We start from the raw sequence: 26,679 nt of genomic DNA on the forward strand, positions 1-26,679 counted from the left end.
GAGGAAATTATCTGGCGGGTAAATTACCGCCAGATGCTTTGAGTTAAATTTGTTATGGATAAATATTGCGGTTGCGAGAGTCCTTGATTCCTGACTTTCGATAAAAGTAAGTGTTTATCTGATCGCGCCATGCCTGAGCATTAGCAAGTTGTTTAACCAGACGTTGCAATACTTCAGAATAAATATCTTCGGTAATGTCCCCCTCCAGCGTCTTCCATTGTTGGATATACAGTTCAACTTGATTGACGCCGCTGAAATGGCTGTCATAAATATGCTGAATAAGTGTTTTCCCGGAAGGTAGTACGTGGCGATATTGCAGGTGATGGAAGAACAGTAATAATTCCTGCGGGCAGCGACCCGGATTGTTGTACATTTGGCAATTAAGAGGATGGTATTGCTTTACATATCCAGTACCGCTATCTGAGGTACGGTCTACGCCAAGACCATAACGATCGGCATAGTGATAAGTCCCCCAGCTATCATATTCATAACCATCGATCGAGGGACCGTAATGATGATGTGGCTGAACCATCCAGCCGACGCCGAGCGGGGAAGTGTAATTTTCATAGGTCAGCCAACTGCTTAGCAGCATTTGGCGAATTGTCTCCACGGCTTTAGGCGCGGTTGATAGCGACAGTTTACACCACTCTTCCGCGAGCGATTTTTCGTCAATGAGCGGATCCCATAGCAGTCGCCCATAGCCATAAAGATTTGCCTGAGCCAGGGGATGCCCCGTCCAGAAGACGCTGTCACCAGTATTCACAACGGCTGTAATTCCGCTGTGCTGCATATGGTGTTGAGAATGACCTGCCAGAATGTCAAGAATCGTGGCGTCGCGTTCGCCCGGCCGGGTATCAAAGTTCAGGATGGTTTTCCATTGCGGTACCAGCCAGCAAAGATCGATCTGTTGGCCGGTATATTCCTGTGTAATTTGCAGTTCCATCACTTTATTGGTATTCGGCATACTGCCGAGTAAAGGGGACACCGGTTCACGAACCTGAAAATCCATCGGACCATTTTTTATCTGTAAGATAACGTTGTCGAGGAATTGTCCGTCTAGCGGTGCGAAATTATCCCATGCCGCTTTTGCCCGATCGGTTGTTCGGTCATACCACTGTTGTTGGCAGTTGTAGACAAAACAGCGCCAGTATAATAATCCATCGTAAGGTGCAAGCGTACGGGCTAGCATATTGGCGCCATCGGCATGCGTTCGCTGGTAAGTAAATGGGCCGGGTCGGTGTTCAGAGTCTGCCTTCACGATATAGCCGCCAAAATCGGCTATCTGCTGGTAGATCTTCTCTGCGCGCGTTTGCCACCAGTCGATAACCTGTGGGTCTAACGGGTCTGCGACAGAAAGCTCTCCGGTTTCGATCGGCGCGGCAAAATTAACGCTCAGGAAAAGCCGAATCGCGTACTGGCGGAAAAAAGCGGCAATTTGGGCAACGCTGGGGAGAAGGCTATCGTCAATCAGGGCCGTTTCATGATGGTGTACATTCACGTTATTGATAGCGATCGCGTTAATACCAACGCTGGCAAGCAGGCGTGCATAGTGATGCAGGCGTATTTCATCGTAGTGAATTTGGTTATTATGAAAAAATAGAGAATTGCCGGCGTAACCACGCTCGACAGTGCCATCCAAATTATCCCAATGGTTAATCATACGCACAGGAAACGCCGGTTTTTGTGTTGACTGCCAAGGGGAATTCAGCACTGAAGATGCCTTTCTCAGAAGATCGAACCAGGCGTACAGGAACCCTTGCCATCCTCCGGATACTATACGAATAGTGTCATTTTGATAATCAATAGAATATTGTTCTGACACCATATTATTCTCATCTAAAACAAATGAAAGAGAGGCTTCTTGCAGAGATTTTGAGTTCTTAATGTTATGATTTAAAGCAGTAATTTCATTTATTAACGTGCTTTTTATAATATCTTCTCCTTCGGGCAGATAAACGTTGTCAAGATAACGTATTAGCCAGGGAATATCAGTTGATGAAGGTAGCCAGCATTTTTGGTAATTACGGGGTAAATTATCGTTAATTATTGGTTGCATTAAATTATCTCTCACTTACCATACAAGTATTTCATATAGAGTAATTATCATAAAAAATAAATCTATTGTTAAAACTGGCAACTGAATTATGAGAATTCCTTTTCACCTGCTGGATCACATTTTTTTATATTGAGCAGGGAAAATAACGATAATAGTGTTATGTAAATAGATACGAGTAGAAATGGGTGTTTAATAAATTGATTTTATGAATGAATCGTAGGATTAGCATAAAATCGATGTTCTCCTGAAGAACACCGATTTATTTTTAGCGGATGGCTAGTGGCTGACCTGAAGAGGGATGTCAGAAAATATCAATTTCCGCAACGGAGGGATAAATCCAGGAAGGGCGGAACGGCATGCTGTCGATATCGTCGAGCGTGGCAACCCCGGAAAGCACCAGAATGGTTTCCAGACCCGCCTGGAAGCCGGCCAGAATATCCGTGCGCAGGTTATCGCCGACGATAACCGTCTGCTCTGAATGCGCCTGCATTTTGTTGAGCGCGGAGCGGATAATCCACGGGCTCGGTTTCCCCACGTAGAACGGTTTACGGCCGGAGATTTTTTCAATACCCGCGCACAGCGCGCCGCAGGCCGGGTAATAGCCGCGACCGTGGGTATCGGGGTTAGTGGCGATAAAACGCGCGCCGTTAGCGACAAAAAAAGCGGCCTTATGCATCATCTCCCAGTTAAAGGAGCGCGTCTCACCGACGATAACAAAATCCGGATTGACGTCGGTGATGGTAAAGCCGGCTTTGTACAGTTCGTGAATCAGCGCGCCTTCGCCAACCACATAGGCTTTTTTGCCTTCCTGGCGACGCAGAAAATCGGCAGTGGCCATCGCCGAGGTATAAAAGGCGGTATCAGGGACATCGATTCCCGCCGTCGCAAAGCGGTTTGCCAGGTCCTGCCCGGTTTGCGAAGGGTAGTTGGTCAGCATCACCAGCGGCATCTCTTTTTCGAGAATGCGCTTGATGAATTCAGCGGCGCCCGGCACGGCCACATTGTCGTGCATCAGCACGCCGTCAATATCACAAATTACGTTTTGAATGGTCATGAACTGTCCGACATCGTTGGAGAAAGGCGAAACTATAAAGCGGCTTTAGCTTTCCAGCAAACGCTGGAGCAGAGTCCCGTTGAGCATCGCGCGCTTGACCAAGGCAAAAGCCCCGATGGCTGAACGATGATCGAGCGTGGATCGCACTACCGGCAGGTTTTTGCGAAATGCCTTCAGCGCCTGGGTATTGATACAGGCTTCAATGGCCGGCAGGAGAACTTTCTCCGCTTCCACGATCTCCCCGGCAATCACCACTTTTTGCGGATTAAACAGGTTAATGGCGATGGCGATAGTTTTACCCAGATGACGGCCAACGTGCTCGATCACCTCGCAGGCCAGCGCATCGCCTTTATTTGCGGCTTTGCAGATCGTTTTTATCGTGCAGTCATCGAGGGATATTTTGCTCTGATAACCCTGCTCCAGCAGATGACGAACGCGATGTTCAATGGCGGCGTTGGCGGCGACGGTTTCCAGACAGCCGAAGTTGCCGCAGTGGCAGCGCTCGCCCAGCGGGTCGACCTGGATATGGCCGATTTCCCCGACGTTACCGTTACGGCCAATAAAAATCCGCCCGTTGGAGATGATCCCTGCGCCGGTCCCGCGGTGTACGCGCACCAGAATGGAGTCTTCACAGTCGTGGCTCGCACCAAAGTAGTGCTCCGCCAGCGCCAGGCTACGAATATCGTGGCCGACATAGCAGGTGACTTTAAAGCGTTTTTCCAGCGCTTCAACCAGCCCCCAGTTCTCCACCTGAATATGCGGCATATAGCGAATAACGCCGCTTTCCGGATCGACCAGTCCCGGCAGGATCACCGAAATGGCGATTAGCTCGCGGATTTTGCGCTGACAGCTCTCCATAAAGGCGGCGATGATGTTGAGCAGGGCGTGCTCCAGCGTTTCCTGGGTTCTTTCCGGCAGCGGGTAGTGCTCTTCTTCGAGGGTCTTACTGCTTAAATCATAGAGCGTCAGGGTGGCGTCATAGCGGCCAAGACGTACGCCGATGGCGTGAAAGCTGCGGGTTTCGGCAACAATCGAGATGGCGCGGCGGCCCCCGGTGGAGGCCTGCTGATCGACTTCTTTGATCAGTCCGCGTTCAATAAGCTGACGCGTAATTTTGGTTACGCTGGCAGGGGCAAGCTGGCTTTGTTCCGCAATCTGGATACGCGAGATGGGGCCGTGCTGATCGATGAGCCGGTAAACGGCCGCGCTGTTCAGCTGTTTTACGAGATCGACGTTACCAATTTGAGCCTGTCCGCCTGCTGTCATACTTTTACTTACTCAGTGACGACCTCGTTACCATTAACGATGGTCTTGGTGATTTTATAATCGCGGGTGAATGCGGTCAGGTTAGCGACCATCCCCGGGGCAATGCTGCCTAACTGTTTGTCTACGCCAATGGCGCGGGAAGGGTAGAGCGTCGCCATACGCAACACTTCATCCAGCGCAATGCCGCAATGCTCAACGAGGTTACGCACCCCTTCAATCATGGTCAATGAAGAGCCGCTGAGGGTGCCGTTCTCATCTACGCACAGGCCGTTCCGGTAGTATATTGTTTTACCAGCAAAAATGAACTGCTCAATATTGGCACCCGCTGGCGCCGTTGCGTCGGTGACGAGGCACAGCTTGTCGCCTTTCAAGCGTTTAGCGAGGCGGACGTTAGCGTAATCGACGTGCATGCCATCGACGATGATACCGCAGTAGACATCCGGTTCGTCGAAAATCGCCCCGGCCAGACCCGGTTCGCGGCCGGTAATATACGGCATAGCGTTAAACAGGTGGGTGGCAAACGTAATCCCGGCGCGGAAACCGATTTTCGCTTCTTTTAGCGTCGCGTTGGAATGACCGGCGGAGACGATGATACCTGCGGCCACCAGTTTGCGGATAACATCTGGTTCAACGCGTTCCGGCGCGAGGGTGATTTTGGTTATTACATCCGCGTTTTCGCACAGGAAATCGACCAGCGCGGCGTCCGGTTTACGGACGTAATCCGGGTTATGGGTGCCTTTTTTGACAATATTCAGCCATGGGCCTTCAAGATGCAGGCCCAGCGCCTGGTTGGGATGCTTTTGCAAATACTCGCGCATCACGCGGACACCCTGTTTCATCAGGTCATCGCTGGCGGTAATGAGCGTGGGCAGATAGCTGGTGCAGCCGGAGCGTTCATTCGCCTTCTGCATAATTTCCAGCGTTTCAACGGTGACCGCATCCGCCGTGTCGTTGAACTGCACGCCGCCGCAGCCGTTAAGCTGGACGTCGATAAAACCGGGGGCAAGGATCGCACCATTAACCGAGCGCTGTTCGATCCCGGTGGGCAGCTCAGTCTGCGGACAGATACGTTCGATAAGGCCATTGGCGATAACAATCGCATGGTCATCCAGAATTTCATGACCGGTATAAATCCGGCCTTGGGTTAATGCATACATTACGACCCCCGGTTGTCAAAAATGGTTGTCCCGCAGGGTCTGCTGCGGGACGAAACTACATTACAGACCTTTGATATTTTCGGCTTCTAATTCGTTGAAATATTTCAGTGTCTTAACTTTCAGTTCCATAGTGGACGGCTCATCGCAGACGACAACCGCTTTCGGGTGCAGCTGCAGACAGGTGATGGTCCACATATGGTTTACGTTGCCTTCCACCGCCGCCTGCAGCGCCAGCGCTTTCTGATGACCCAGCACCAGAATCATCACTTCTTCCGCGTCGAGCAGCGTGCCCACGCCAACGGTCAGCGCGTATTTAGGCACCTGGTCAACGTCACCGTCGAAGAAACGGGAATTCGCTACGCGAGTATCGTGGGTCAGGGTTTTGATGCGTGTGCGTGAAGCCAAAGAAGAGGCTGGTTCGTTAAAAGCGATGTGGCCATCGTTACCCACGCCGCCCATAAACAGGTGGATTTTACCGTAAGAACGAATTTTTTCTTCATAGCGACGGCATTCTGCATCAATATCCGGCGCGTTACCATTCAGCAGGTTAATATTTTCCGCCGGGATATCAACGTGATCAAAGAAGTTGCGATGCATAAAGCTATGATAGCTTTCCGGGTGCTCTTTCGGCAGGCCTACGTACTCATCCATGTTGAAGGTGACGACATGCTTAAAGCTAACCTGGCCTGCTTTGTGCATCTCAACCAGGGCTTTATAAGCGGTCAGAGGCGTGCCGCCGGTAGGCAGACCGAGGACAAACGGGCGGTCCGCTGTCGGTTTGAACGCATTGATACGGTTAACGATATGCCGGGCAGCCCATTTACCGACTTGTTCAGCTGTTACCAGGGGGATCAGTCTCATTGTTCACCTCTATAGTTAAATTAGAACCTGGCGGATTGGCGCCAGCATACTATTAAGAGTATCGCAGTAACTGCGCCGACCGGGGTCAATCCGTGTTGATTTTTTGAATGATAAAATAAGTTTTCGTTGTTAGCCAGTCAAAGGCGGAGGTGAATACGATATTTGGTGACTATTGTCACAAAAAATACCCATTTAATTTGCGAGACGAATTAATTTTTCAGACACTTTGCAGGTAAGTTAAAAAATTAACCAGGTTACACAATAATAAAGTGGCTTTAGTGAGCCTCATCGGGGTCTCATAGGGGGAATAAGATGAATATTTTAGGTTTTTTTCAGCGTCTCGGTAGGGCGTTACAGCTCCCTATCGCAGTGCTGCCGGTCGCGGCGCTGCTGCTGCGATTCGGTCAACCGGATCTGCTTAACATTTCGTTTATCGCCCAGGCGGGCGGGGCAATCTTTGACAACCTGGCGCTGATTTTCGCTATCGGTGTCGCATCCAGCTGGTCGAAAGACAGCGCCGGCGCCGCGGCGCTGGCGGGGGCGGTAGGTTACTTCGTTTTGACCAAAGCGATGGTCACCATCAACCCGGCCATCAACATGGGCGTGCTGGCGGGTATCATTACCGGTCTGGTCGGCGGCGCCGTGTATAACCGCTGGTCGGGCATCAAACTGCCTGACTTCCTGAGCTTCTTCGGCGGCAAACGCTTTGTGCCCATCGCCACCGGCTTCTTCTGTCTGGTGCTGGCAGCCATCTTCGGCTACGTCTGGCCGCCGGTGCAGAACGCCATTCATGCCGGCGGTGAATGGATTGTCGGCGCGGGCGCGCTCGGCTCCGGTATCTTTGGTTTCATCAACCGCCTGCTGATCCCGACGGGTCTGCATCAGGTGCTGAACACCATCGCCTGGTTCCAGATTGGTGAATTCACCAACGCTGCTGGCGCGGTGTTCCACGGCGACATCAACCGCTTCTATGCGGGTGACGGCACCGCGGGGATGTTCATGTCCGGTTTCTTCCCGATCATGATGTTCGGTTTGCCGGGTGCGGCGCTGGCGATGTATTTCGCAGCCCCGAAAGAGCGTCGTCCGATGGTCGGCGGTATGCTGCTGTCGGTGGCCATCACCGCGTTCCTGACCGGTGTGACCGAACCGCTGGAATTCCTGTTCATGTTCCTGGCGCCGCTGCTGTACCTCCTGCACGCCATCCTAACCGGTATCAGCCTGTTCGTTGCGACGGCGCTGGGTATCCACGCGGGCTTCTCCTTCTCCGCAGGCGCCATCGACTATGTTCTGATGTACAGCCTGCCGGCAGCCAGTAAAAACGTCTGGATGCTGATCGTGATGGGCGTCGTGTTCTTCGTTATCTACTTCCTGCTGTTCAGCGCGGTTATCCGCATGTTCAATCTGAAAACGCCGGGTCGTGAAGATAAAGTGGATGACGTGGTCACTGAAGAGGCCAACAGCAACACCGAAGAAGGCTTAACTCAGCTGGCGACCAACTACATCGCGGCGGTCGGCGGTACGGATAACCTGAAAGCGATTGATGCCTGTATTACCCGTCTGCGTCTGACCGTGGCGGACTCTGCGCTGGTTAACGACGCGGCCTGTAAGCGCCTCGGCGCTTCCGGCGTGGTTAAACTGAACAAGCAGACCATCCAGGTTATCGTGGGCGCGAAAGCGGAATCCGTGGGCGATGAAATGAAGAAAGTGGTTGCCCGTGGCCCGGTTGCCGCAGCGGCTGCAGCGTCTCATAGCGCACCCGTAGCCGCTCAGGCAGTTAAACCACAGGCTGTTGCTAACGCGAAGACTGTCGAAGCGCTGGTTTCGCCGATTACCGGCGACATTGTGGCGCTGGAGCAGGTTCCGGATGAAGCCTTCGCCAGCAAAGCCGTCGGCGACGGCGTGGCGGTAAAACCGACCGATAAGATTGTGGTTGCGCCGGCGGCGGGCACCGTGGTGAAGATTTTCAACACCAACCATGCTTTCTGTCTGGAAACCGAAAACGGTGCGGAAATCGTCGTCCATATGGGCATCGATACCGTTGCGCTTAACGGCCAGGGCTTTAAACGCCTGGTGGAAGAGGGCGCGGAAGTGAAAGCGGGTGAGCCGATTCTGGAACTGGATCTTGAGTTCCTCAACGCTAACGCGCGTTCGATGATTAGCCCGGTCGTCTGCAGCAACAGCGACGACTATAGCGCGCTGGTTATCCAGGCAACCGGTAAGGTTGTTGCGGGCCAGACGCCGCTGTACGAAATTAAAGGCAAGTAAGACTCCTGAGTGGCGTTTGTGCCTCAGCGGCGCAGCGAAAGCTGCGCCGCTTTTTTTTACCGCAAACACCCCCATAATCTCCTTCTAATCGCTATTTTGCGTAACTAATAGTTGTCTCTACGCCCTGCTTGTAAGATCATGTGCCGTTATACGTTGTTTACGCTTTGAGGAACCCACGATGAGTGAGGCAGAAGCCCGCCCGACTAACTTTATTCGTCAGATCATTGATGAAGATCTGGCTACTGGTAAGCACACCACCGTTCATACCCGTTTCCCACCGGAACCGAACGGCTATCTGCACATTGGCCACGCGAAGTCTATTTGCCTGAACTTTGGCATCGCCCAGGATTACCAGGGCCAATGCAACCTGCGTTTCGATGACACCAACCCGGTGAAGGAAGATATCGAATACGTTGAGTCGATTAAAAACGACGTGCAGTGGTTAGGTTTCCACTGGTCCGGGGATGTTTGCTACTCGTCTGATTATTTCGATCAGCTGCACCAGTATGCGGTTGAGCTGATCAATAAAGGTCTGGCCTACGTTGACGAACTGTCAGCGGAGGAGATCCGTGAGTACCGCGGCACGCTGAAAGAGCCGGGTAAAAATAGCCCGTACCGCGATCGCAGCGTGGAAGAGAATCTGGCGCTGTTTGAAAAAATGCGTAGCGGCGGATTTGCTGAAGGTAAAGCCTGCCTGCGCGCAAAAATCGATATGGCCTCTCCGTTTATCGTCATGCGCGATCCGGTGCTGTACCGCATTAAGTTTGCCGATCACCACCAGACCGGAAGCAAGTGGTGCATCTACCCGATGTACGACTTCACCCACTGCATCAGCGATGCGCTGGAAGGGATTACCCACTCTCTATGTACCCTTGAGTTCCAGGATAACCGCCGCCTGTACGATTGGGTGCTGGATAACATCAGCATTCCCGTGCATCCGCGCCAGTACGAATTCTCGCGCCTGAATCTCGAATACACCGTGATGTCCAAGCGTAAGCTGAATCAACTGGTGACCGAGAAGCACGTTGAAGGCTGGGATGACCCGCGTATGCCGACCATCTCCGGTCTGCGCCGCCGCGGCTATACCGCTGAATCTATCCGCGAGTTCTGCAAACGTATCGGCGTGACCAAGCAGGACAACACTATCGAGATGGCGTCGCTGGAATCCTGCATTCGTGAAGATCTGAACGAAAACGCCCCGCGCGCGATGGCGGTTATCGACCCGGTTAAGCTGGTTATCGAAAACTATCCGCAGGGCGAAAGTGAAATGGTGGCCATGCCGAACCATCCGAACAAGCCGGAGATGGGCAGCCGCGAGGTGCCGTTCAGCGGCGAAATCTGGATCGATCGCGCCGACTTCCGTGAGGAAGCGAACAAGCAGTACAAGCGTCTGGTGCTGGGTAAAGAAGTTCGTCTGCGTAACGCTTACGTGATTAAAGCGGAGCGCGTGGAGAAAGATGCGGAAGGCAACATCACGACTATCTTCTGCACCTACGATGCCGACACCCTGAGCAAAGACCCGGCCGACGGTCGCAAGGTGAAGGGCGTAATTCACTGGGTGAGCGCGGCGCACGCGCTGCCGGTAGAAATCCGCCTCTACGATCGCCTGTTCAGCGTACCGAACCCGGGCGCGGCGGAAGATTTCCTCGCGGTGATGAACCCGGAATCGCTGGTGATTAAACAGGGATTCGCTGAGCCGAGCCTGGCGCAGGCGCAGGCGGAAAAAGCCTACCAGTTCGAGCGTGAAGGTTATTTCTGCCTGGATAGCCGCTATGCCACCGCAAGCCATCTGGTGTTTAACCGCACCGTCGGCCTGCGCGATACCTGGACGAAAGTCGGCGCGTAGCTATTCGCCATCATTAAGAACGCCGCTAACTGCGGCGTTTTTTTTATTCAGAATCAGCGAATTAAATTACCATATTTTCGCGATGCGAATTAATCTTGTTTACAGATTGTAATAAGCGTTATTTTTAATCCTTCCGGCATATCACCTGAAATTAGGTGATCACTTTCATTTCTATTGATTTTCTCTGTTTTTGCAAGCACTTCCACGCTAAATGTGTGATGTCTAAGACTGAAACATAAAGACATAAATTATGTGCGCTTTGTCATAATCTTCATCTTTGGTCGGCGAAAGAGATTGATAATTCGCGTCACGAAAAATAGTCTATACCCAGTGGTTATGCGAATTTTTAGCGCACCACTTTTTTAGCAGTTTTATTTTATTTTTTGCGTGTTGCCCTTTGGCGACCGCACTTTAAAACGTCAAAGAGGATATGCATATGCGTACGTTTAGTGGCAAACGTAGTACGCTGGCGCTGGCTATTGCCGGTGTCACAGCCCTGTCAGGATTTGCAATGGTGCCGGATGCAAAAGCAGAAGGGTTCATTGATGATTCAACGTTAACCGGCGGCATCTATTACTGGCAGCGTGAACGCGACCGTAAAGATGTGACCGACGGCGATAAATATAAAACTAACCTGTCACACTCCACCTGGAACGCCAACCTCGACTTCCAGTCCGGCTATGCCGCCGACATGTTCGGTATTGACGTCGCTGCCTTTACCGCCATCGAAATGGGTGAAAGCAGCGAGAGCGGTCACCCGAACGAAATCGCTTTCTCCTCGCGTAATAAAGGCTACGATGAAGACTATTCCGGCGATAAGAGCGGGATCAGCCTGTATAAAGCAGCCGCGAAATTTAAATTTGGTCCGGCATGGGCGCGCGCGGGCTATATTCAGCCAACCGGCCAAACGCTGCTGGCGCCGCACTGGAGCTTTATGCCCGGTACTTACCAGGGCGCGGAAGCTGGCGCGAACTTTGACTATGGTGATGCGGGCGCGCTGAGTTTCTCCTATATGTGGACAAACGAATATAAAGCGCCGTGGCACATTGAGATGGATGAGTTCTATCAGAACGACAAGAAAACCAAGGTGGATTATCTCCACTCTCTCGGCGCTAAATATGATTTTAAAAACGACCTTGTACTGGAAGCGGCGTTTGGCCAGGCACAGGGTTACATCGACCAGTATTTTGCCAAGGCCAGCTATAAGTTTGATGTCGCCGGCACGCCGTTAACCACCAGCTATCAGTTCTACGGCACCCGCGATAAAGTCAGCAACGGCGGGGCTAACGATATCTATGACGGCACCGCGTGGCTGCAGGCCTTGACCTTTGGCTATAAGGTTGCCGACGTTCTGGATCTGCGTCTGGAAGGCACCTGGGTTAAAGCTGATGGCCAGCAGGGCTACTTCCTGCAGCGTATGACGCCTACCTATGCATCGTCTAACGGGCGACTGGATATCTGGTGGGATAACCGTTCGGACTTCAACGCCAACGGTGAAAAAGCGGTGTTCTTCGGCGCGATGTATGACATGAAGAACTGGAACATGCCGGGCTGGGCCTTCGGCGCATCCTACGTTTATGCCTGGGATGCGAAGCCGGGGAGAATGTCCTCACCTGATGCGTACTACAACCCGGATAAACGTCTGGAAGAGTCCGCTTATAGCCTGGATGCCATGTACACCGTTCAGGAAGGACGCGCGAAGGGCACGCTGTTCAAACTCCACTTTACGCAATACGACAACCACTCCGATATCCCAAGCTGGAGCGGCGGTTACGGCAACATCTTCCAGGATGAGCGCGACGTGAAGTTCATGGTTATCGCTCCGTTCACCATTTTCTGATGCCACTGCGGCGGGGAAAACCCGCCGCAATTTCCCGAGGTTCATGATGAAAAAGTTAATGCTTGTCGCCATTATGGCAGCAGGTCTGGTTGCCTGTACCCAGTCGCCAGCGCCTAAGGAAGACTCAAAGTTAAAAGATGCCTACAGCGCCTGCATCAATAGCGCTGAGGGCAATCCGGATAAAGTGGAAGCCTGTCAGAGCGTACTGAACGTGCTGAAACAGGAGAAACAGCATCAGCAGTTCGCGACCCAGGAAAGCGTGCGGGTTCTGGATTATCAGCAGTGCATCCAGGCGCGCAAAACCGGGAACGATCAGGCTGTAGAGGCGCGCTGCGACCAGATCTGGAAAGAGATCCGCAGCAATAATACACCGCGTTAAGCCAGACGGCGGCAAGCAAACGGGCGGAGCGAAAACTCCGCCCGTTGCTATTTTAGCGGGGTATTTCTGCCGGCCGGTAGCCGCGGCTCAGGCGTACGAAGAGCATTGCGGTAGCGGCGAATCCGCATAGCGCGGCGCACATCAGCCACCAGCCCGGCGAGCTTTTATCGCCCGTTATCTCTACCAGCGCGGTGGAAATTGCCGGCGTCAGGCCGCCGAAGATCGCGGTGGCGAGGCTAAAGGCCAGTGAAAAGCCGACGGTGCGGACGTAGACCGGCATCACTTCCGTCAGCGCGGCCACCATCGCGCCGTTATACATACCAAAGAAGAACGAGAACCAGAGCAGGACCAGCGTCATGCGGGTGAAATCCGGCGCGGCGGTGAGCCAGTGCATTACCGGCCAGGTAGTGAGCAGCGCCAGCAGGGTAATGCCCATCAGCACCGGTCGACGGCCTATTTTGTCAGAAATTGCCCCGCCGATCGGTAACCAGATAAAGTTGGAGATGCCGACTAGCATGGTCACCAGCAGACTGTCGCGGGCGCTCAGGTGCAGCACGGCTCTGCCGTAGGTCGGGGTATAGACGGTAATGAAGTAAAACGTTGTCGTGGTCATTGCCACCAGCAAGGTGCCCGCCGAGATGATGCGCCAGTTTTTGACAATTGTGCTCAGGATCTCCCGGGTATCAGGACGATGTTTACGCTGCAGGAAGGCTTCGGTTTCCTGTAACGAACGCCGCAGCACAAAAATCAGCGGAATAATCATACAGCCAATAAAGAAGGGAATGCGCCAGCCCCATTCGGCGATCTGATCGTGGCCGAGCGTTTCATTCAGCGCGTAGCCAATCAGCGCCGCCACAACGATAGCCACCTGCTGGCTGGCGGATTGCCAGCTGGTATAGAATCCCTTGTTCCCCGGCGTGGCGATTTCCGATAAATAGACCGACACGCCGCCGAGCTCGACGCCCGCCGAGAAACCCTGCAACAGCCGCCCGACAACCACCAGGATGGGGGCGAGAATGCCGATAGTCTGATAGCCGGGCACCAGCGCTATCAGAAGCGTCCCGCAGCCCATAATCGCCAGCGTCACCATCAGCCCTTTACGGCGGCCGATTCTGTCGATATAGGCCCCCAACACTATCGCGCCGATAGGGCGCATCAGGAAGCCCGAACCAAAGACGGCGAAGGTGAGCATTAACGCCGCAAACTCGCTTTCCGCCGGAAAGAACGTTCTGGCGATGTAGGTGGCGTAAAAACCAAACAGAAAAAAGTCGAACTGTTCGAGAAAATTACCGCTGGTCACGCGGAGGATGGCGCCAATGGTACCGGCGCGCGATGAGGGTTGCGTCATAGGGTTTGCTCTCCATTGTCTTTATCTTGTTTTTATAGAGGTAAGAGGGGGGCTAGTCGCCTGCGACTGCCGCCTGTTTTCCGCGCCGTTTCTCAATCGCCCACTTGAGTAACGCCGCACAGCGATAAAATCCGTGGGCGAATTTTCCGTAAGGAAGGGTTAAAAACAGCGCCATCACCACGCCGAGATGAATGGCAAGCAGAATGCCCATCCACGAGGTGTCCCGTCCCGCCAGCAGGGCGAGGCCGGTGAAGTTGGTCAGCAGCAGCAGCAGGATAAAGGCGCGATCCATCGGTTTTTGCCGCGGGTCGCCGTGCAGCGGCGAACGACGAAGGTTCAGCCATAGCAGGCCTGCCGGGCCCACCAGCAGGCCGATTCCGCCAAGCGTGCCCAGCAGAACCGGTGCGCTGAAGAACGGGTAGGGAGCTTCCCATCCGGCAAAATAGTGATAGCCCGTGGCCACCAGGGTGGCAGCGAAACAGAGCAGAAAACCATAAAAGGTAAGATGATGGAAACGACGGCGCATCAGGGTAAACGCGTCATCAGCCTCGTTGCAGCCCTTACCGTGGCCGCCGTCGAGATATTTTAAGGTCAGCGCGTTATGCGAGGCTTTGGCGATATCAACGGCGTGGGGATGCCCCGGGGAGATCTCGCGCCAGAAACGGATCACGCCGGCCATCAGTAAGCCCATGGCCAGTACGAAGACCGAACCAAACATCCACGCCAGCAGGTTATGGGGAAAAATCTGGTAGAAATCGCCGGCCAGCGGCGGATGTAGCAGGGAGCCTTTGAGCCCCATCGCCAGCAGCAGAAAGAGGATCAACCCACCGACCAGCGCCAGCGCCGTGGTCACGCCGGCCCGACGATACAGGCTGCCGAAAGCCGCGGGCTGGGCATAATGTTGATAGGTTTCCAGCCGCACTTCCGCCATCGCCTTCGGGACATTAATGGCAAACTCATGCGGCGGCGCGTACTGGCAGGCATGCAGGCAGGCACCGCAGTTATGGCACAGGTTGGCCAGGTAGTTTATATCCGCTTTACCAAAAGCCAGGCGTTGGGTCATGGCCGGAAACACGGCGCAAAACCCTTCGCAATAGCGGCAGGCGTTACAGACCTGCATCACCCGTTCGACCTCCGCTTCGGGCTGGGTGATGATTTGCGCGTCAATGATTAGCTTTTCAAGCGACTTCATGGTGTCTCTCCTGCAGTGCCGCCCTGGCGGCTTGTTGGCCGGCAATGCGGCCGAATGTCGTCCCGATCGACATGCCCACGCCGGCGGTATAGCCTTTGCCCAGCACGTTGCCGGCCATCATTTCACCGGCAACGAACAGGCTTCGGCTGGGCTTGCCCGCAAAATGGACGGCGGCGTGTTCATTGACGTACAGCCCGAGGTAGGTGAAGGTGATCCCCGGTCGTAGGGCATAGCCGTAGTAGGGCGGCGTATCGATGGGCCGCGCCCAGTGGGTTTTCGGCGGCGTCAGGCCGGATGTCGCGCAGTTATCAAGGCGGGTATGATCGAACTGGCCGGGCGCGCAGGCGGCGTTGTAGCGGGCGATGGTTTGCGCCAGGCTTTCTGCGTCCAATCCCAGCTGGCGAGCCAGCTCTTCAATGGTATTGGCCTGGGCGCCGGGGAAAACGGGCGGCATAAAGTGGCCGATCGCTTTGCTGTCGATAATTGAGTAGCCGATTTGCCCCGGCTGGTGGGCGACCAGTCTGCCCCAGATGGCATAACGTTTGGGCCAGAAATCTTCCCCTTCGTCATAAAAGCGCCTGGCGTCACGGTTGACGACCACCCCCAGCGACACGCAGTCCACGCGCGTACAGATCCCGCCATCGTAGAGCGGCGCCCTGGCGTCAATGGCGACGCAGTGGGATTGTGAAGGATCGCCGATGATGTCAGCCCCGGCGTCAATCATAAACTTGAGCAGCACGCCCTGGTTGAAGCGGGTGCCGCGGATGAGAAAGTTATCGGCTGGCCATTCACCACGATCGTTCTGTCCCCATGCTTCACGCAGCCACTCGCGGTTAGATTCAAACCCGCCGGCGGCGAGGACGCAGGTTTTGGCGACGATCCTTTCTTCGCCCGCCAGCGCGGCGACGAATTCGCCGTTATCTAATTCGAGCGCCTGTACCGGCGTGTTGTAGCGGATCTTAACGCCCATCTGCTCCGCGCTGCGGTAATAGGCGTTGACCAGGGCTTTACCGCCGCCCATAAAAAAGGCGTTGGTGCGGGCAACGTGCAGGGCGCCGGAGAGCGGCGGCTGAAAGTTAACCCCGTGCTGGCGCATCCAGTCCCGGCATTGCGCTGAAGTGCGGATCACCAGCCGCGCCAGCGCTTCGTTGGTGTTGCCCTCGGTGACGCGCAGCAGGTCCTGCCAGTACTCTTCTTCCGGATAGCTGTCGATTAAAACATCCTGCGGAGCATCGTGCATACAGCGAAGATTCCGCGTGTGCTGAGAGTTTCCGCCTCGCCATTCCCGCGGCGCAGCCTCCAGCAGCAGCACGGACGCGCCGGCTTCCCGGGCGGTTAATGCGGCGCATAGCGCGGCATTGCCGCCGCCAATCACCAGTACATCCACCATTTTTGGCTCCATTACGCTTTGCTTGATTGTTAAATTTGTAATGGAAATGTATTCGTTTTGGCCGTAAGGACGCTATGGCGTATTGCTAAAGGGGGGTTTAGTGCGCGTAAAGGCTGGCGCCGGGCCAGCGGCCTGACTCCACGAGCTGACGCATGACTTTCGCCAGTATCACCCGCGCGGCAAGGCCCGCTGGGGTCAGTTCATCATCGGAAAGGCTGACGAGAAAGTTTGGCCGACTGAGTATCGGATTCTCGACGCCGATCACTCTCAGGGACTCGCCGTCGAGATGGGAAATCGCCGCCCCCGGCTGCAGCGTGGCGCCCAGTCCGTCGCGGACGGCGCGCATCAGCAGGGCCAGACCGTCGATTTCAGCCACCACATCGACGCTCAGGGCGTGCTCCTGGCAGATCGCCTCCAGCCTGCCGCGCAGGCCATGCCCCAGGCTTGGCATTATCAGCGGGATAGCGGCCAGTTGGCCAGGCGAGATGCTCGCTTCGGGAAGGGGGGCCAGCACGTCATGGGTGCCAATCAGAAACAGACGCTCTTCGAGAATCGGCCTGGCGCTCCAGCGCGCAAGCTTCTCCTTCTGGAACACGATAGCTAAATCAAGCTGGCGGGTGTTGATCATGCGTTCCAGATTACCGGAGAGGCTCTCGACCAAATGCAGGCGGACGTCGGCATAGCTTTCGCGCATCGCGTGAATAAAAGGTACCCCCAGTACAGAGGCGGTGCTGGGGGCCATACCGACGCTGACGTGGCCGGAAAGGCGCGCCTCGCGCGCGGCGAGAACCGCATCGTCGGCGTGGCGCAGCGCCAGCTGCGCCTGGGAGTAGAAGGCGAGACCAGCGCTGGTCGGCATTACGCCGCGCGATGTCCGCTGCAGCAGACGGATGGCGAGTTCGTTCTCCAGGCGCGCCATCTGTTGGCTCAGCGCGGAGACGCCGATATTCAGGTCAAGCGCGGCGCGGCCCATACTGCCGGTTTCAATAATGCGCACATAATAGCGTAGCTGGCGAAGCTCCATGTCGACTCTCCGTACACCTCAGGATGCACTGACAGTAAACGTATTGCAGCGCGAGAGAAAGAGGCGGCAAATTCCGGGCAAAAAAAAGCCAACCTTCAGGTTGGCTTTTGGCGGTATACGATGCAGTGATTATTTCTCTGCCGCGTCGTGGGCATGTTCATCTTCGCGGCAGTCGCCTTCCGCACAGTGTCCGTACAGGTACAGGCTGTGGTTGGTCAGACGAATACCGTGCCTTGCGGCAATTTCACGCTGGCGCGCTTCGATGGAATCATCGCTAAATTCGATCACTTTGCCGCAGTCGAGGCAAATCAGGTGATCGTGATGATGCTGCTGCGTCAGTTCAAAAACGGATTTACCGCCTTCAAAATTATGACGGGTGACGATACCGGCGTCGTCGAACTGGTTCAGTACGCGGTAGACGGTGGCCAGGCCAATCTCTTCACCCATATCAATCAGGCGTTTGTATAAGTCTTCCGCACTGACATGATGGTTATCCGGTCCTTGCAGCACTTCCAGGATTTTTAATCTCGGAAGCGTCACTTTCAGGCCAGCTTTCTTTAATGCGGTATTGTTGTCAGTCATGCGGAATCTGTCCTGTTGCTAAACGATCTACTTCCATCAGCGGAAGTAATACAGAGAATCACCCGATGTAATGCGTCTCATTATAGAACTGCCATGGTGAAATGAAAACTGCAAGCATCGGGCCTTGTATGCTGTCAAAAACGAGGCACTCGCTACAAAGTGCTTCACGCGACCCCGTTAAATCAGAGGACATTGTACAGATATGTGATTAAAAGTTAAAAACTTGTAGCTATAACTTTGATTGCTTTTATCTATCAATTCGGCGAAATCTGATGATTTCGCCGTTTAGACTCAGGCATTCTTGATTTCTTCAAGGTGCAGCTCTTCAGAAATCTGTTTTACCCATTTTTCCACGCGTTCGTTAGTCAATTCTGGCTGACGGTCTTCGTCAATGGCCAGGCCAACAAAGTGATCGTCATCGGCCAGGCCTTTAGACGCTTCAAAATGGTAGCCCGCGGTCGGCCAGTGGCCAACGATAGTTGCGCCGCGCGGTTCGATGATGTCGCGGATGGTACCCAGCGCATCGCAGAAGTATTCAGCATAGTCTTCCTGATCGCCACAGCCAAACAGCGCGACCAGTTTGCCGTTGAAATCGATCTCTTCCAGCGTCGGGAAGAAATCGTCCCAGTCGCACTGGGCTTCGCCGTAGTACCAGGTCGGAATGCCGAGCAGCAGGATATCGTGACCTTCCAGATCCTCTTTGCTGCTTTTGGCAATGTCGTGAACATCAGCAACATCTTTACCAAGCTGCTTTTGGATCATTTTTGCAATATTTTCGGTGTTGCCGGTGTCGCTGCCAAAAAAGATGCCGATGATTGCCATGAGTAAAATAACCTCTTGAAACTTAATGATGTGGTAGTGGCGTAATGCCCGCAGATAGGGGCAATGATAGCAGAACAGAGAAGGGCGCGGAAACAGCAATCACGCCCAACTGCACACTCTGCTACATGAAAGCTTATTTTTTGCGGGTTTTAGGCTTTATCCTGGCCGCGCAGGGCCGCCAGCTGGCTCATCAGCATCTCTTCGATAAGATCGCTGCGGTTCATATTACGGGCTTCCGCCAGCTCATTAAGCGCATCGACCGCATCGGCATTCAGCTTTAGCTCCACGCGCTTAAGACCGCGACTCTTATCGCGTTTAAGCTGATTGCGTTTGTTGATGCGCAGCTGTTCATCGCGCGAAAGCGGATTGGTTTTCGGTCTACCCGGCCGACGCTCGGTTGCGAACAAATCTAATGTCGTACGGTCCGTTTGTTCTTTTGCCATGATTCAGAGTGACTTCGGGGGAAACAAGCTATCGGGCATAGCCGACGCAGACAGCGCGCCATAATACATCAGGCGACGGGCTGCGCCAACGACCGCGGGCATTAAGCCGCGCGGTCGGGCAGATTTTAGCCAGTCAGGCGGCGATCGAGGTTAAATAACGGCGAATTGCGCGGATCACGGCCTCCGGTTTTTCGGCATGCACCCAGTGACCGGCGCCGGCGATAACGTGCGCGCGCGCCTGGGGAAACTGAGCCAATAGTGCATCACGGTATGCGTCGGTGACGTAGGGGGAGTTACCGCCGGGGATAAACAGCGCCGGATGCGGCCAGGCCGGGACGGCTTGCCAGCCGACGATATTATCGTACTGCTCCCACAGCACCGGTACGTTAAACCGCCACTGGCCGTCCACGAAAGACTTCAGCAGAAACTGAATCACGCCCTCTTCGTTAAGGTGCTGGCGCATGACTGCCGCCGCCTGTTGACGCGTTGCGGCGCCCGCGTCGGTGACGGCGTTGATGGCGGCGAAGATTTCATCATGACGGCGAACGTGATAATCCACCGGGGCGATATCAACGGCGACCAGGCCCGCGATGCGCTCCGGCGCCAGCGCGCTCAGCGCCATCACCGCCTTTCCGCCCATTGAGTGACCAATAAAGGTAGCTTTTTCAATCTGTGATTCATTGAGAGTATCAAGCAGATCCTGGGCCATCGCGGAATAGGTCATTTCCGGCGAGCGCGGCGAAAGACCGTGGTTTCGCATGTCGACCTGTAAAATATCGCGATCGTGAACCAGATCGCGGGCGAGGATCCCAAGGTTATCCAGGCTGCCAAAAAGGCCGTGGACCAGGACGATAGGGGGATTATTGTGCGGATTCTGTGCAGATTGCGCTCGGCTATTTAATTTCATGGCAAAGTTCTTTTTTTCGCTCCGTCGGGTTAGGGTATTATGTTGGACATTCTGCCATCCGGCTGCAAGACCCGGAAGATTTCCGAGTTTTACCGCCATCCTGGTTTGACGCTATCCGCGGTTGGGATTTGACCCTATAATCCCGACAACTTGTATTCAGAAAAAGATATCGCACTGGATTAAGATGAAAACAATTGAAGTTGATGATGAACTCTATAGCTATATTGCCAGCCACACCAAGCATATTGGCGAGAGCGCATCCGACATTTTACGGCGTATGTTGAAGTTTTCCGCCGTTTCCCAGCCTGTCGCACCGGTAGCGAAAGCCGCTCCGGCCCCTGCGCCAACGCCTGTCGCTGAAGTGAAGCCCGCTAATCCTCTGAAGGATAAAGTCCGCGCGATGCGTGAGCTGCTGTTATCTGATGAGTACGCTGATCAAAAGCGCGCGGTAAACCGTTTCATGCTGGTTCTGACTACCCTCTACTCCTTAGACAGCAAAGCGTTCGCGGAGGCGACCGAGTCCCTCCACGGCCGCACTCGCGTTTATTTCGCTGAGGATGAGCGCACGCTGCAGAAAAACGGTAATCAGACGAAACCTAAGCAGGTTCCGGGCACGCCGTGGTGGGTCATTACAAATACCAATACCGGTCGCAAATGCAGCATGATCGAACATATCATGCAGTCTATGCAGTTCCCTGCGGAATTGATCGAAAAGGTTTGCGGTACGATCTAGTTAATTAACTTTTGCACCAGAAGGATCAGGCAATGGCAATCGATAAGCGCGCGGGTCAACCTGCGCAACAGAGTGATTTGATTAACGTCGCCCAGCTGACTGCCCAGTACTATGTGCTGAAGCCGGAAGTCGGCAACGCGGAACATGCGGTGAAGTTTGGCACCTCCGGTCACCGCGGCAGCGCGGCGCGCCACAACTTCAACGAGCAGCATATTCTGGCGATTGCTCAGGCAATTGCGGAAGACCGCGCGAAGAACGGGATCGCCGGCCCATGCTACGTCGGGAAGGACACTCATGCACTCTCCGAACCGGCCTTCATTTCCGTACTGGAAGTGCTGGCGGCGAACGGCGTTGACGTCATCGTTCAGGAAAACAACGGTTTCACCCCGACGCCGGCGATTTCTAATGCGATTCTGGTGCATAACAAAAAGGACGGTCCGCTGGCTGACGGTATTGTGATCACGCCGTCCCACAACCCGCCGGAAGACGGTGGTATCAAGTACAATCCGCCAAACGGCGGCCCGGCTGATACCAACGTGACCAAGGTTGTCGAAAATCGCGCCAATGAACTGCTGGCTGCCGGTCTGCAGGGCGTCAAGCGTATTTCTCTTGACGCGGCGCTGGCCTCCGGCCACGTTAAAGAACAGGATCTGGTGCAGCCGTTTATTGAAGGGCTGGCGGATATCGTCGATATGGCGGCGATCCAGAAAGCCGGATTGACCCTCGGCGTCGACCCGCTGGGCGGCTCCGGTATCGAATACTGGAAGCGTATCGCTGAGCATTACAACCTCAATCTGACCATCGTCAACGACCACGTCGATCAGACCTTCCGCTTTATGCATCTCGATAAAGACGGCGCAATCCGTATGGACTGTTCCTCCGAGTGCGCGATGGCGGGCCTGCTGGCGCTGCGCGACAAATTTGACCTGGCCTTCGCGAATGACCCGGATTACGACCGTCACGGTATCGTCACGCCGGCCGGGTTGATGAACCCGAACCACTATCTGGCGGTGGCGATTAACTACCTGTTCCAGCATCGCCCGCAGTGGGGCAAAGATGTCGCTGTGGGTAAAACCCTGGTCTCCTCGGCGATGATTGACCGTGTGGTTAACGACCTCGGCCGTAAGCTGGTGGAAGTGCCGGTCGGCTTTAAGTGGTTTGTTGATGGTCTGTTTGACGGCAGCTTCGGCTTCGGCGGTGAAGAGAGCGCGGGGGCTTCGTTCCTGCGCTTTGACGGCACCCCGTGGTCTACCGACAAAGACGGCATCATCATGTGCCTGCTGGCGGCGGAAATCACCGCGGTCACCGGGAAAAACCCGCAGCAGCACTACGACGAGCTGGCAGAGCGCTTCGGCGCGCCGAGCTACAACCGTCTGCAGGCTTCCGCGACCTCTGCCCAGAAAGCGGCGCTGTCTAAGCTCTCTCCGGAAATGGTCAGCGCCAGCACCCTGGCGGGCGACCCGATTACCGCGCGTCTGACCGCGGCGCCGGGTAACGGGGCGGCGATTGGCGGCCTGAAGGTGATGACCGACAACGGCTGGTTCGCCGCGCGTCCGTCAGGAACCGAAGACGCCTATAAAATCTACTGCGAAAGCTTCCTCGGCGCTGAACATCGTCAGCAGATTGAGAAAGAAGCGGTGGAGATTGTCAGCGAAGTGCTGAAAAACGCGTAATTGACATCATGATAATCAGGCCCTTTTCAGGGCCTGATTTTTTCGCAGGGATAGCGATGAAACTGGAACGAAAAAACGTTTTTTGGTTCTGGGGTGGGATGGATCTGTTCTATCTCCTCCAGTTTATTGTCTGGAATGTCTACCATCAGCGAGTGCCTTTCTACAGCGATATCCTCGCTTATCTACAGCTTGTGCAAAGCTACGGTTCCGCGGCAGCCTGGCTATATCCGCTTAATGCCATATTGATTATCACTATTCCCGTCTCGATGATTCTCTTCTGGCGACACAGTCGCTATGCGCTGTGGCTGGCGTATGCGCAGACGCCGTTGCGTCTGATCTTCATGCTACCTTCGCTTTCGCTGGTGTTCTGGATGCTGCGCGAGATGGAGTTTAAGGGGAGCGCGTTTTATATTGGGTTCCTGCTGGTTTCAGAGGCGGCAAAAGTCGTCACCCTTTGGCGATGTCGCAGGGCCTGACTGCTAGGGCATAAACCGATAGCCGATCCCGGTTTCGGTCAGCAGATGCTGCGGGCGCGCCGGGTCGGCCTCCAGCTTCTGTCGCAGATGTCCCATATAGATCCGCAGATAGTGGCTGTGTTCCACCGCGTTCGGCCCCCAGACCTGGTTGAGCAGCTGCCGCTGGGTCAGCACTTTGCCGGGATTATTCAGCAGTACCACCAGCAGGCGAAATTCAATGGGCGTCAGGTGGATCTCTTCGTCGCCGCGCACGATGCGGCGGGCGGGGATATCGACTTCGACATCGGCAAAACGCACCAGCGGCTCATCGGCCTGGGCGCCGGCATGGCGGCGCATTGCCACCCTCAGCCGCGCCTGCAGTTCACCGATACCAAAGGGTTTGCTGAGATAATCATCGGCGCCGGCGTCAAGCGCGGCGATTTTGTCCTGCTCCTCGGTGCGCGCAGAGAGGACGATAATCGGCATCTGGCTCCACTGGCGAACCTCACGGATAAACGCGTTGCCGTCACCATCGGGCAGGCCAAGATCGAGAATGGTTAAATCCGGCTTGCGGGTCGCGGCTTCGATCAGCCCGCGCTGCAGCGTTTCCGCTTCAAATACGCGCATGCCGTCGGCTTCCAGCGCGGTGCGCAGAAAGCGGCGGATAGCATGCTCATCTTCGATGATCAAAACGTTAATCACATTTCCTCGGCTAAATCTTCCAGTTCAGGGGGCGCTTCTCTCGGCAGTGTAACACGGAAACAGGCGCCGCCTTGCGGGCGCGTCGCGGCGCTAATCGTTCCGCCGTGCACCTCAACGATCGCCTGGCAAATCGCCAGGCCCAGACCGACGCCGGGGATCGCCGACTCTTTATTCCCGCGGGCGAATTTATCAAAGATAGCCTGTTCCTGGCCGGCAGGAATACCCGGTCCGTTATCCCAAACCTCAAGCAGTAAATTGTGCGGGTCGACGTGCGCGGTAATGCCGATGTGCGCCTCTGTTCCCGCGTACTTCACCGCATTTTCCAGCAGATTAATCAGTACCCGTTCAAATAGCGGCCCGTCGACGTGAACCAGCAGCAGCGGGTCCGGCAGCGCGAGCTGAATATGCCGGCCGCCGAGCCCCGGCTCCAGCATACGCAGCGCGCTACCGACCACCTCTTCCAGAGTTAGCCACTCTTTATGCAAATTAAAGCCGCCGGACTGGATCCGCGCCATATCGAGGAGATTATTTACCAGCCGGGTGGTGTTCAACACGTGCTGACGAATCTCATTGGCCTGCGGCGCGTGTTTCGACCCTTCGCTGGCGAGATCGAGCGTCAGGATTTCAGCCTGGCCGAACAGCACCGTTAACGGCGTCCGCAGATCGTGGGACAGCGCTGCCAGCAGCGAGTTACGCAGGCTTTCCCGTTCGCTGTTCAGCCGCGCCTGCTCTTCGCTGGCGGTAAGCGTCAGTCTCTCCAGCGCGCTAGCGACCAGCAGGGTGAAGGTTTCCAGCAGGCGCTGCTGTTCGGGGATCATCAGCTGGCGGAGGTTGGCGGGTTCCACGACCAGCAGCCCCCAGGTGCGGGCGGCGCTTTTCAGCGGCAGGATTTGGTACGGCACGCCGGGTAGCGTATCGGTACCCGCCCCGGCGGGCTGCCCTTTATCGAAGCTCCAGCGGGCAATGGCGTCATCCCAGGTGATGGCCGCCGTTTGCGGAGTCAGCGGAGAGAGCCGGTTCGTTTCATCGGGCAGCAGCAGCTGGCTGCGCGCCTGAAACGTCGAGGCGATAAAGCGCTCGCTGGTGGCGGCGACATCCTCACGGCTGCGGCCCACCGCCAGCGCTTTTGACATTTCGTACAGATGCCGGGTGCGCTGTTCGCGATAGCGCGCCACCCGCGCCTGATAGCGTACGCCGGCGGTGAGGTTGCCGATAAGCAGCCCGACGGTGAGCATCACGCTAAAGGTCAGCAGATACTGCACATCGGAAACCGCCAGCGTACCGCGCGGCGCGACAAAAAACAGGTCAAAGCTGACCACGTTAATCACCGTCGCCAGCACCGACGGCCAGCGTCCATACAACAGGGCGATAATTACCACGCCCAGCAGATACAGCATCACCAGGTTGGCGGCTTCAAAGGCCATCAGCCACTGCATGGCGACGACGGTTATCACCGCGCACAGGGCGATGGCAACGACGCATCCCTGGAGCTGCAAACGCCATTTTTCCATTGCGGTCCGGCCATCGCTGGCGCGAGCGGGCAGGGGGGCGGCCTTTTCATCCAGCGCGATCACGACCAGATCGAGGTCCGGCGCGTGGCGGGCCAGACGATCGGCGAAGCCGCTGCGGTCCCACCAGCGCCTTTTTTGCTGGCGGCCAATCACTATCTTGCCGAGGTTATGCTCGCGGGCGTAGTGCAGAACGGCCCGCTCTTCAGAAGGATCGGCGAGGGTCGCGGTTTCCGCCCCCAGTTCCTGAGCCAGCCTGAGCGCGGCGAGGATCGCCCGCCGTTTCGCTTCCGGCAGGCGATGCAGAGAGGGGGTTTCCACATACACCGCATGCCAGACGCTCCCCAGCCTGGCCGCGAGGCGGGCGGCGGCGCGAACCAGCTTTTCGCTGCCGGTGTTGTGGCCGATGCAGAGCAAAATGGCGTCGCGGGTGTGCCAGACTTTTTCCTGTCCCTGACGATCGCGCCAGGCGCGCATTTGCTCATCGACCCGATCGGCGGTACGGCGCAGCGCCAGCTCGCGCAGGGCGATCAGGTTGCCCTTGCGAAAGAAGTTCTCAATAGCCCGCTCGGCCTGGCCGCCGATATAGACTTTCCCTTCATTGAGCCGCTGGCGGAGATCGTCGGGAGGCAGGTCGACCAGTACCACATCGTCGGCGGCGTCGAAGAACGGATCGGGGACGGTTTCACGGACCTGCACGCCGGTGATGCCGCTGACGACGTCGTTCAGGCTCTCGAGGTGCTGGACGTTAACGGTGGTAAACACGTCGATACCGGCTTCCAACAGCTCTTCGACGTCCTGCCAGCGTTTAGGATGACGGGAGCCGGGCGCGTTGCTGTGCGCCAGCTCATCGACGAGGATCAGCGCCGGGCGGCGGGCCAGGGCGCCGTCAAGGTCAAACTCTTTAACGTAGCGCCCGCGGTGGGAGAGGCGGCGCTGGGGCAGGGTGCAGAGCCCCTCAAGCATCGCCGCCGTCTCTTTACGCCCGTGGGTTTCCGCCACGCCAATCAGAATATCCAGCCCCTGGGCGCGCAGCCGCTGCGCTTCCGCCAGCATCGCCCAGGTTTTCCCCACCCCCGCGCAGGCGCCGAAAAAAACCTTTAACTTACCGCGATGCGGGGCGGCGGTGTGTTGCAGCAGGCGATCGGGGTCCGGACGCAGCGGCTCGTCACTCAT

22 protein-coding genes are annotated in these 26,679 nt (G+C 55.6%); 7 read left to right on the forward strand and 15 right to left on the reverse strand.

Annotation, left to right across the window (positions count from 1 at the left end; translation table 11 throughout):
- Positions 1-52 precede the first annotated feature (52 nt).
- From BWI76_RS08195 to nagB, 5 genes are all read right to left on the reverse strand, one after another.
- Complete coding sequence (locus BWI76_RS08195) at positions 53-2,056, reverse strand: alpha-glucuronidase (RefSeq protein ID WP_077265768.1); 2,004 nt, start codon at positions 2,054-2,056, stop codon at positions 53-55.
- Positions 2,057-2,357: 301 nt separating this feature from the next.
- Positions 2,358-3,110 carry an HAD-IIA family hydrolase gene (locus tag BWI76_RS08200; protein ID WP_004100215.1) on the reverse strand — a complete coding sequence of 251 codons (753 nt, stop codon included), beginning with the start codon at positions 3,108-3,110 and terminating at the stop codon, positions 2,358-2,360.
- 45 nt (positions 3,111-3,155) lie between these two features.
- Positions 3,156-4,376 (reverse strand): DNA-binding transcriptional regulator NagC, encoded by a 1,221-nt coding sequence (gene nagC / locus BWI76_RS08205; RefSeq protein ID WP_004134151.1) that lies wholly within the window; start codon positions 4,374-4,376, stop codon positions 3,156-3,158.
- A gap of 8 nt (positions 4,377-4,384) precedes the next feature.
- Positions 4,385-5,533: an N-acetylglucosamine-6-phosphate deacetylase gene (gene nagA, locus BWI76_RS08210; RefSeq protein ID WP_004134149.1), complete on the reverse strand. Its 1,149-nt coding sequence runs from the start codon at positions 5,531-5,533 to the stop codon at positions 4,385-4,387.
- 60 nt (positions 5,534-5,593) lie between these two features.
- Positions 5,594-6,394 carry a glucosamine-6-phosphate deaminase gene (gene nagB / locus BWI76_RS08215; RefSeq protein WP_004130458.1) on the reverse strand — a complete coding sequence of 267 codons (801 nt, stop codon included), beginning with the start codon at positions 6,392-6,394 and terminating at the stop codon, positions 5,594-5,596.
- A 312-nt stretch (positions 6,395-6,706) separates the two neighbouring features.
- On the opposite strand from nagB, the gene nagE reads away from it, so the two are divergent.
- The 4 genes from nagE to chiQ all read left to right on the forward strand — a co-directional run bounded on the left by nagE (position 6,707) and on the right by chiQ (position 12,724).
- On the forward strand, positions 6,707-8,659 hold the full coding sequence (nagE, locus tag BWI76_RS08220; protein WP_004134146.1) for a PTS N-acetyl glucosamine transporter subunit IIABC: 1,953 nt from the start codon (positions 6,707-6,709) through the stop codon (positions 8,657-8,659).
- A gap of 178 nt (positions 8,660-8,837) precedes the next feature.
- Complete coding sequence (glnS, locus tag BWI76_RS08225; protein ID WP_004134144.1) at positions 8,838-10,505, forward strand: glutamine--tRNA ligase; 1,668 nt, start codon at positions 8,838-8,840, stop codon at positions 10,503-10,505.
- A 436-nt stretch (positions 10,506-10,941) separates the two neighbouring features.
- On the forward strand, positions 10,942-12,345 hold the full coding sequence (gene chiP, locus BWI76_RS08235) for a chitoporin ChiP (protein WP_024358798.1): 1,404 nt from the start codon (positions 10,942-10,944) through the stop codon (positions 12,343-12,345).
- Between the two features lie 46 nt (positions 12,346-12,391).
- Positions 12,392-12,724: a ChiQ/YbfN family lipoprotein gene (gene chiQ, locus BWI76_RS08240; RefSeq protein WP_004134140.1), complete on the forward strand. Its 333-nt coding sequence runs from the start codon at positions 12,392-12,394 to the stop codon at positions 12,722-12,724.
- A gap of 52 nt (positions 12,725-12,776) precedes the next feature.
- Here the strand turns inward: chiQ and BWI76_RS08245 are convergent, their stop codons facing one another.
- From BWI76_RS08245 to ybfF, 8 genes are all read right to left on the reverse strand, one after another.
- On the reverse strand, positions 12,777-14,072 hold the full coding sequence (locus tag BWI76_RS08245; RefSeq protein ID WP_049086765.1) for an MFS transporter: 1,296 nt from the start codon (positions 14,070-14,072) through the stop codon (positions 12,777-12,779).
- A gap of 52 nt (positions 14,073-14,124) precedes the next feature.
- Positions 14,125-15,264, reverse strand: a complete 1,140-nt coding sequence (gene tcuB / locus BWI76_RS08250) for a tricarballylate utilization 4Fe-4S protein TcuB (RefSeq protein ID WP_004134136.1) — start codon at positions 15,262-15,264, stop codon at positions 14,125-14,127.
- Positions 15,251-16,654, reverse strand: a complete 1,404-nt coding sequence (gene tcuA / locus BWI76_RS08255; protein WP_004134134.1) for an FAD-dependent tricarballylate dehydrogenase TcuA — start codon at positions 16,652-16,654, stop codon at positions 15,251-15,253. Before tcuA ends, tcuB begins: the two co-directional genes overlap by 14 nt.
- Positions 16,655-16,751: 97 nt before the next feature.
- On the reverse strand, positions 16,752-17,678 hold the full coding sequence (gene tcuR, locus BWI76_RS08260) for a tricarballylate utilization LysR family transcriptional regulator TcuR (protein WP_004134132.1): 927 nt from the start codon (positions 17,676-17,678) through the stop codon (positions 16,752-16,754).
- A gap of 129 nt (positions 17,679-17,807) precedes the next feature.
- The gene (fur, locus tag BWI76_RS08265) at positions 17,808-18,260 is read right to left on the reverse strand and encodes a ferric iron uptake transcriptional regulator (RefSeq protein WP_004130476.1); all 453 of its coding nucleotides are present in this window, start codon (positions 18,258-18,260) and stop codon (positions 17,808-17,810) included.
- Between the two features lie 291 nt (positions 18,261-18,551).
- Positions 18,552-19,082 (reverse strand): flavodoxin FldA, encoded by a 531-nt coding sequence (gene fldA / locus BWI76_RS08270; protein WP_004130478.1) that lies wholly within the window; start codon positions 19,080-19,082, stop codon positions 18,552-18,554.
- Positions 19,083-19,231: 149 nt separating this feature from the next.
- On the reverse strand, positions 19,232-19,525 hold the full coding sequence (gene ybfE / locus BWI76_RS08275; protein ID WP_004130480.1) for a LexA regulated protein: 294 nt from the start codon (positions 19,523-19,525) through the stop codon (positions 19,232-19,234).
- A 133-nt stretch (positions 19,526-19,658) separates the two neighbouring features.
- Positions 19,659-20,432 (reverse strand): esterase, encoded by a 774-nt coding sequence (gene ybfF / locus BWI76_RS08280; protein WP_064371445.1) that lies wholly within the window; start codon positions 20,430-20,432, stop codon positions 19,659-19,661.
- A 184-nt stretch (positions 20,433-20,616) separates the two neighbouring features.
- Here ybfF and seqA point away from each other — a divergent pair, with 184 nt between their 5' ends.
- Genes seqA through BWI76_RS08295 form a run of 3 tightly spaced genes read left to right on the forward strand, consistent with a single transcriptional unit; the run spans position 20,617 to position 23,314 of the window.
- Complete coding sequence (gene seqA / locus BWI76_RS08285) at positions 20,617-21,165, forward strand: replication initiation negative regulator SeqA (RefSeq protein ID WP_004132642.1); 549 nt, start codon at positions 20,617-20,619, stop codon at positions 21,163-21,165.
- 32 nt (positions 21,166-21,197) lie between these two features.
- On the forward strand, positions 21,198-22,838 hold the full coding sequence (pgm, locus tag BWI76_RS08290) for a phosphoglucomutase (alpha-D-glucose-1,6-bisphosphate-dependent) (protein ID WP_049088753.1): 1,641 nt from the start codon (positions 21,198-21,200) through the stop codon (positions 22,836-22,838).
- Between the two features lie 56 nt (positions 22,839-22,894).
- Positions 22,895-23,314 carry a hypothetical protein gene (locus BWI76_RS08295; RefSeq protein WP_004132637.1) on the forward strand — a complete coding sequence of 140 codons (420 nt, stop codon included), beginning with the start codon at positions 22,895-22,897 and terminating at the stop codon, positions 23,312-23,314.
- A gap of 3 nt (positions 23,315-23,317) precedes the next feature.
- Here the strand turns inward: BWI76_RS08295 and kdpE are convergent, their stop codons facing one another.
- Both kdpE and kdpD read right to left on the reverse strand, forming a co-directional pair.
- Positions 23,318-23,995, reverse strand: coding sequence for a two-component system response regulator KdpE (gene kdpE, locus BWI76_RS08300; protein ID WP_004132635.1), 678 nt, complete (start codon positions 23,993-23,995; stop codon positions 23,318-23,320).
- Positions 23,992-26,679 carry a two-component system sensor histidine kinase KdpD gene (gene kdpD, locus BWI76_RS08305; protein WP_004132634.1) on the reverse strand — a complete coding sequence of 896 codons (2,688 nt, stop codon included), beginning with the start codon at positions 26,677-26,679 and terminating at the stop codon, positions 23,992-23,994. The genes kdpE and kdpD overlap by 4 nt, the downstream gene beginning before the upstream one ends.

Source organism: Klebsiella sp. M5al (genome assembly GCF_002090195.1).
In the GTDB taxonomy this organism is placed as follows: Bacteria; Pseudomonadota; Gammaproteobacteria; order Enterobacterales; family Enterobacteriaceae; genus Klebsiella; species Klebsiella grimontii.

Coding starts and splice junctions, on each gene's coding strand:
- BWI76_RS08195 (WP_077265768.1), bottom strand. CDS start 2,056: ATGCAACCAATAATTAACGATAATTTACCCCGTAATTACCAAAAATGC.
- BWI76_RS08200 (WP_004100215.1), bottom strand. CDS start 3,110: ATGACCATTCAAAACGTAATTTGTGATATTGACGGCGTGCTGATGCAC.
- nagC (WP_004134151.1), bottom strand. CDS start 4,376: ATGACAGCAGGCGGACAGGCTCAAATTGGTAACGTCGATCTCGTAAAA.
- nagA (WP_004134149.1), bottom strand. CDS start 5,533: ATGTATGCATTAACCCAAGGCCGGATTTATACCGGTCATGAAATTCTG.
- nagB (WP_004130458.1), bottom strand. CDS start 6,394: ATGAGACTGATCCCCCTGGTAACAGCTGAACAAGTCGGTAAATGGGCT.
- nagE (WP_004134146.1), top strand. CDS start 6,707: ATGAATATTTTAGGTTTTTTTCAGCGTCTCGGTAGGGCGTTACAGCTC.
- glnS (WP_004134144.1), top strand. CDS start 8,838: ATGAGTGAGGCAGAAGCCCGCCCGACTAACTTTATTCGTCAGATCATT.
- chiP (WP_024358798.1), top strand. CDS start 10,942: ATGCGTACGTTTAGTGGCAAACGTAGTACGCTGGCGCTGGCTATTGCC.
- chiQ (WP_004134140.1), top strand. CDS start 12,392: ATGAAAAAGTTAATGCTTGTCGCCATTATGGCAGCAGGTCTGGTTGCC.
- BWI76_RS08245 (WP_049086765.1), bottom strand. CDS start 14,072: ATGACGCAACCCTCATCGCGCGCCGGTACCATTGGCGCCATCCTCCGC.
- tcuB (WP_004134136.1), bottom strand. CDS start 15,264: ATGAAGTCGCTTGAAAAGCTAATCATTGACGCGCAAATCATCACCCAG.
- tcuA (WP_004134134.1), bottom strand. CDS start 16,654: ATGGTGGATGTACTGGTGATTGGCGGCGGCAATGCCGCGCTATGCGCC.
- tcuR (WP_004134132.1), bottom strand. CDS start 17,678: ATGGAGCTTCGCCAGCTACGCTATTATGTGCGCATTATTGAAACCGGC.
- fur (WP_004130476.1), bottom strand. CDS start 18,260: ATGACTGACAACAATACCGCATTAAAGAAAGCTGGCCTGAAAGTGACG.
- fldA (WP_004130478.1), bottom strand. CDS start 19,082: ATGGCAATCATCGGCATCTTTTTTGGCAGCGACACCGGCAACACCGAA.
- ybfE (WP_004130480.1), bottom strand. CDS start 19,525: ATGGCAAAAGAACAAACGGACCGTACGACATTAGATTTGTTCGCAACC.
- ybfF (WP_064371445.1), bottom strand. CDS start 20,432: ATGAAATTAAATAGCCGAGCGCAATCTGCACAGAATCCGCACAATAAT.
- seqA (WP_004132642.1), top strand. CDS start 20,617: ATGAAAACAATTGAAGTTGATGATGAACTCTATAGCTATATTGCCAGC.
- pgm (WP_049088753.1), top strand. CDS start 21,198: ATGGCAATCGATAAGCGCGCGGGTCAACCTGCGCAACAGAGTGATTTG.
- BWI76_RS08295 (WP_004132637.1), top strand. CDS start 22,895: ATGAAACTGGAACGAAAAAACGTTTTTTGGTTCTGGGGTGGGATGGAT.
- kdpD (WP_004132634.1), bottom strand. CDS start 26,679: ATGAGTGACGAGCCGCTGCGTCCGGACCCCGATCGCCTGCTGCAACAC.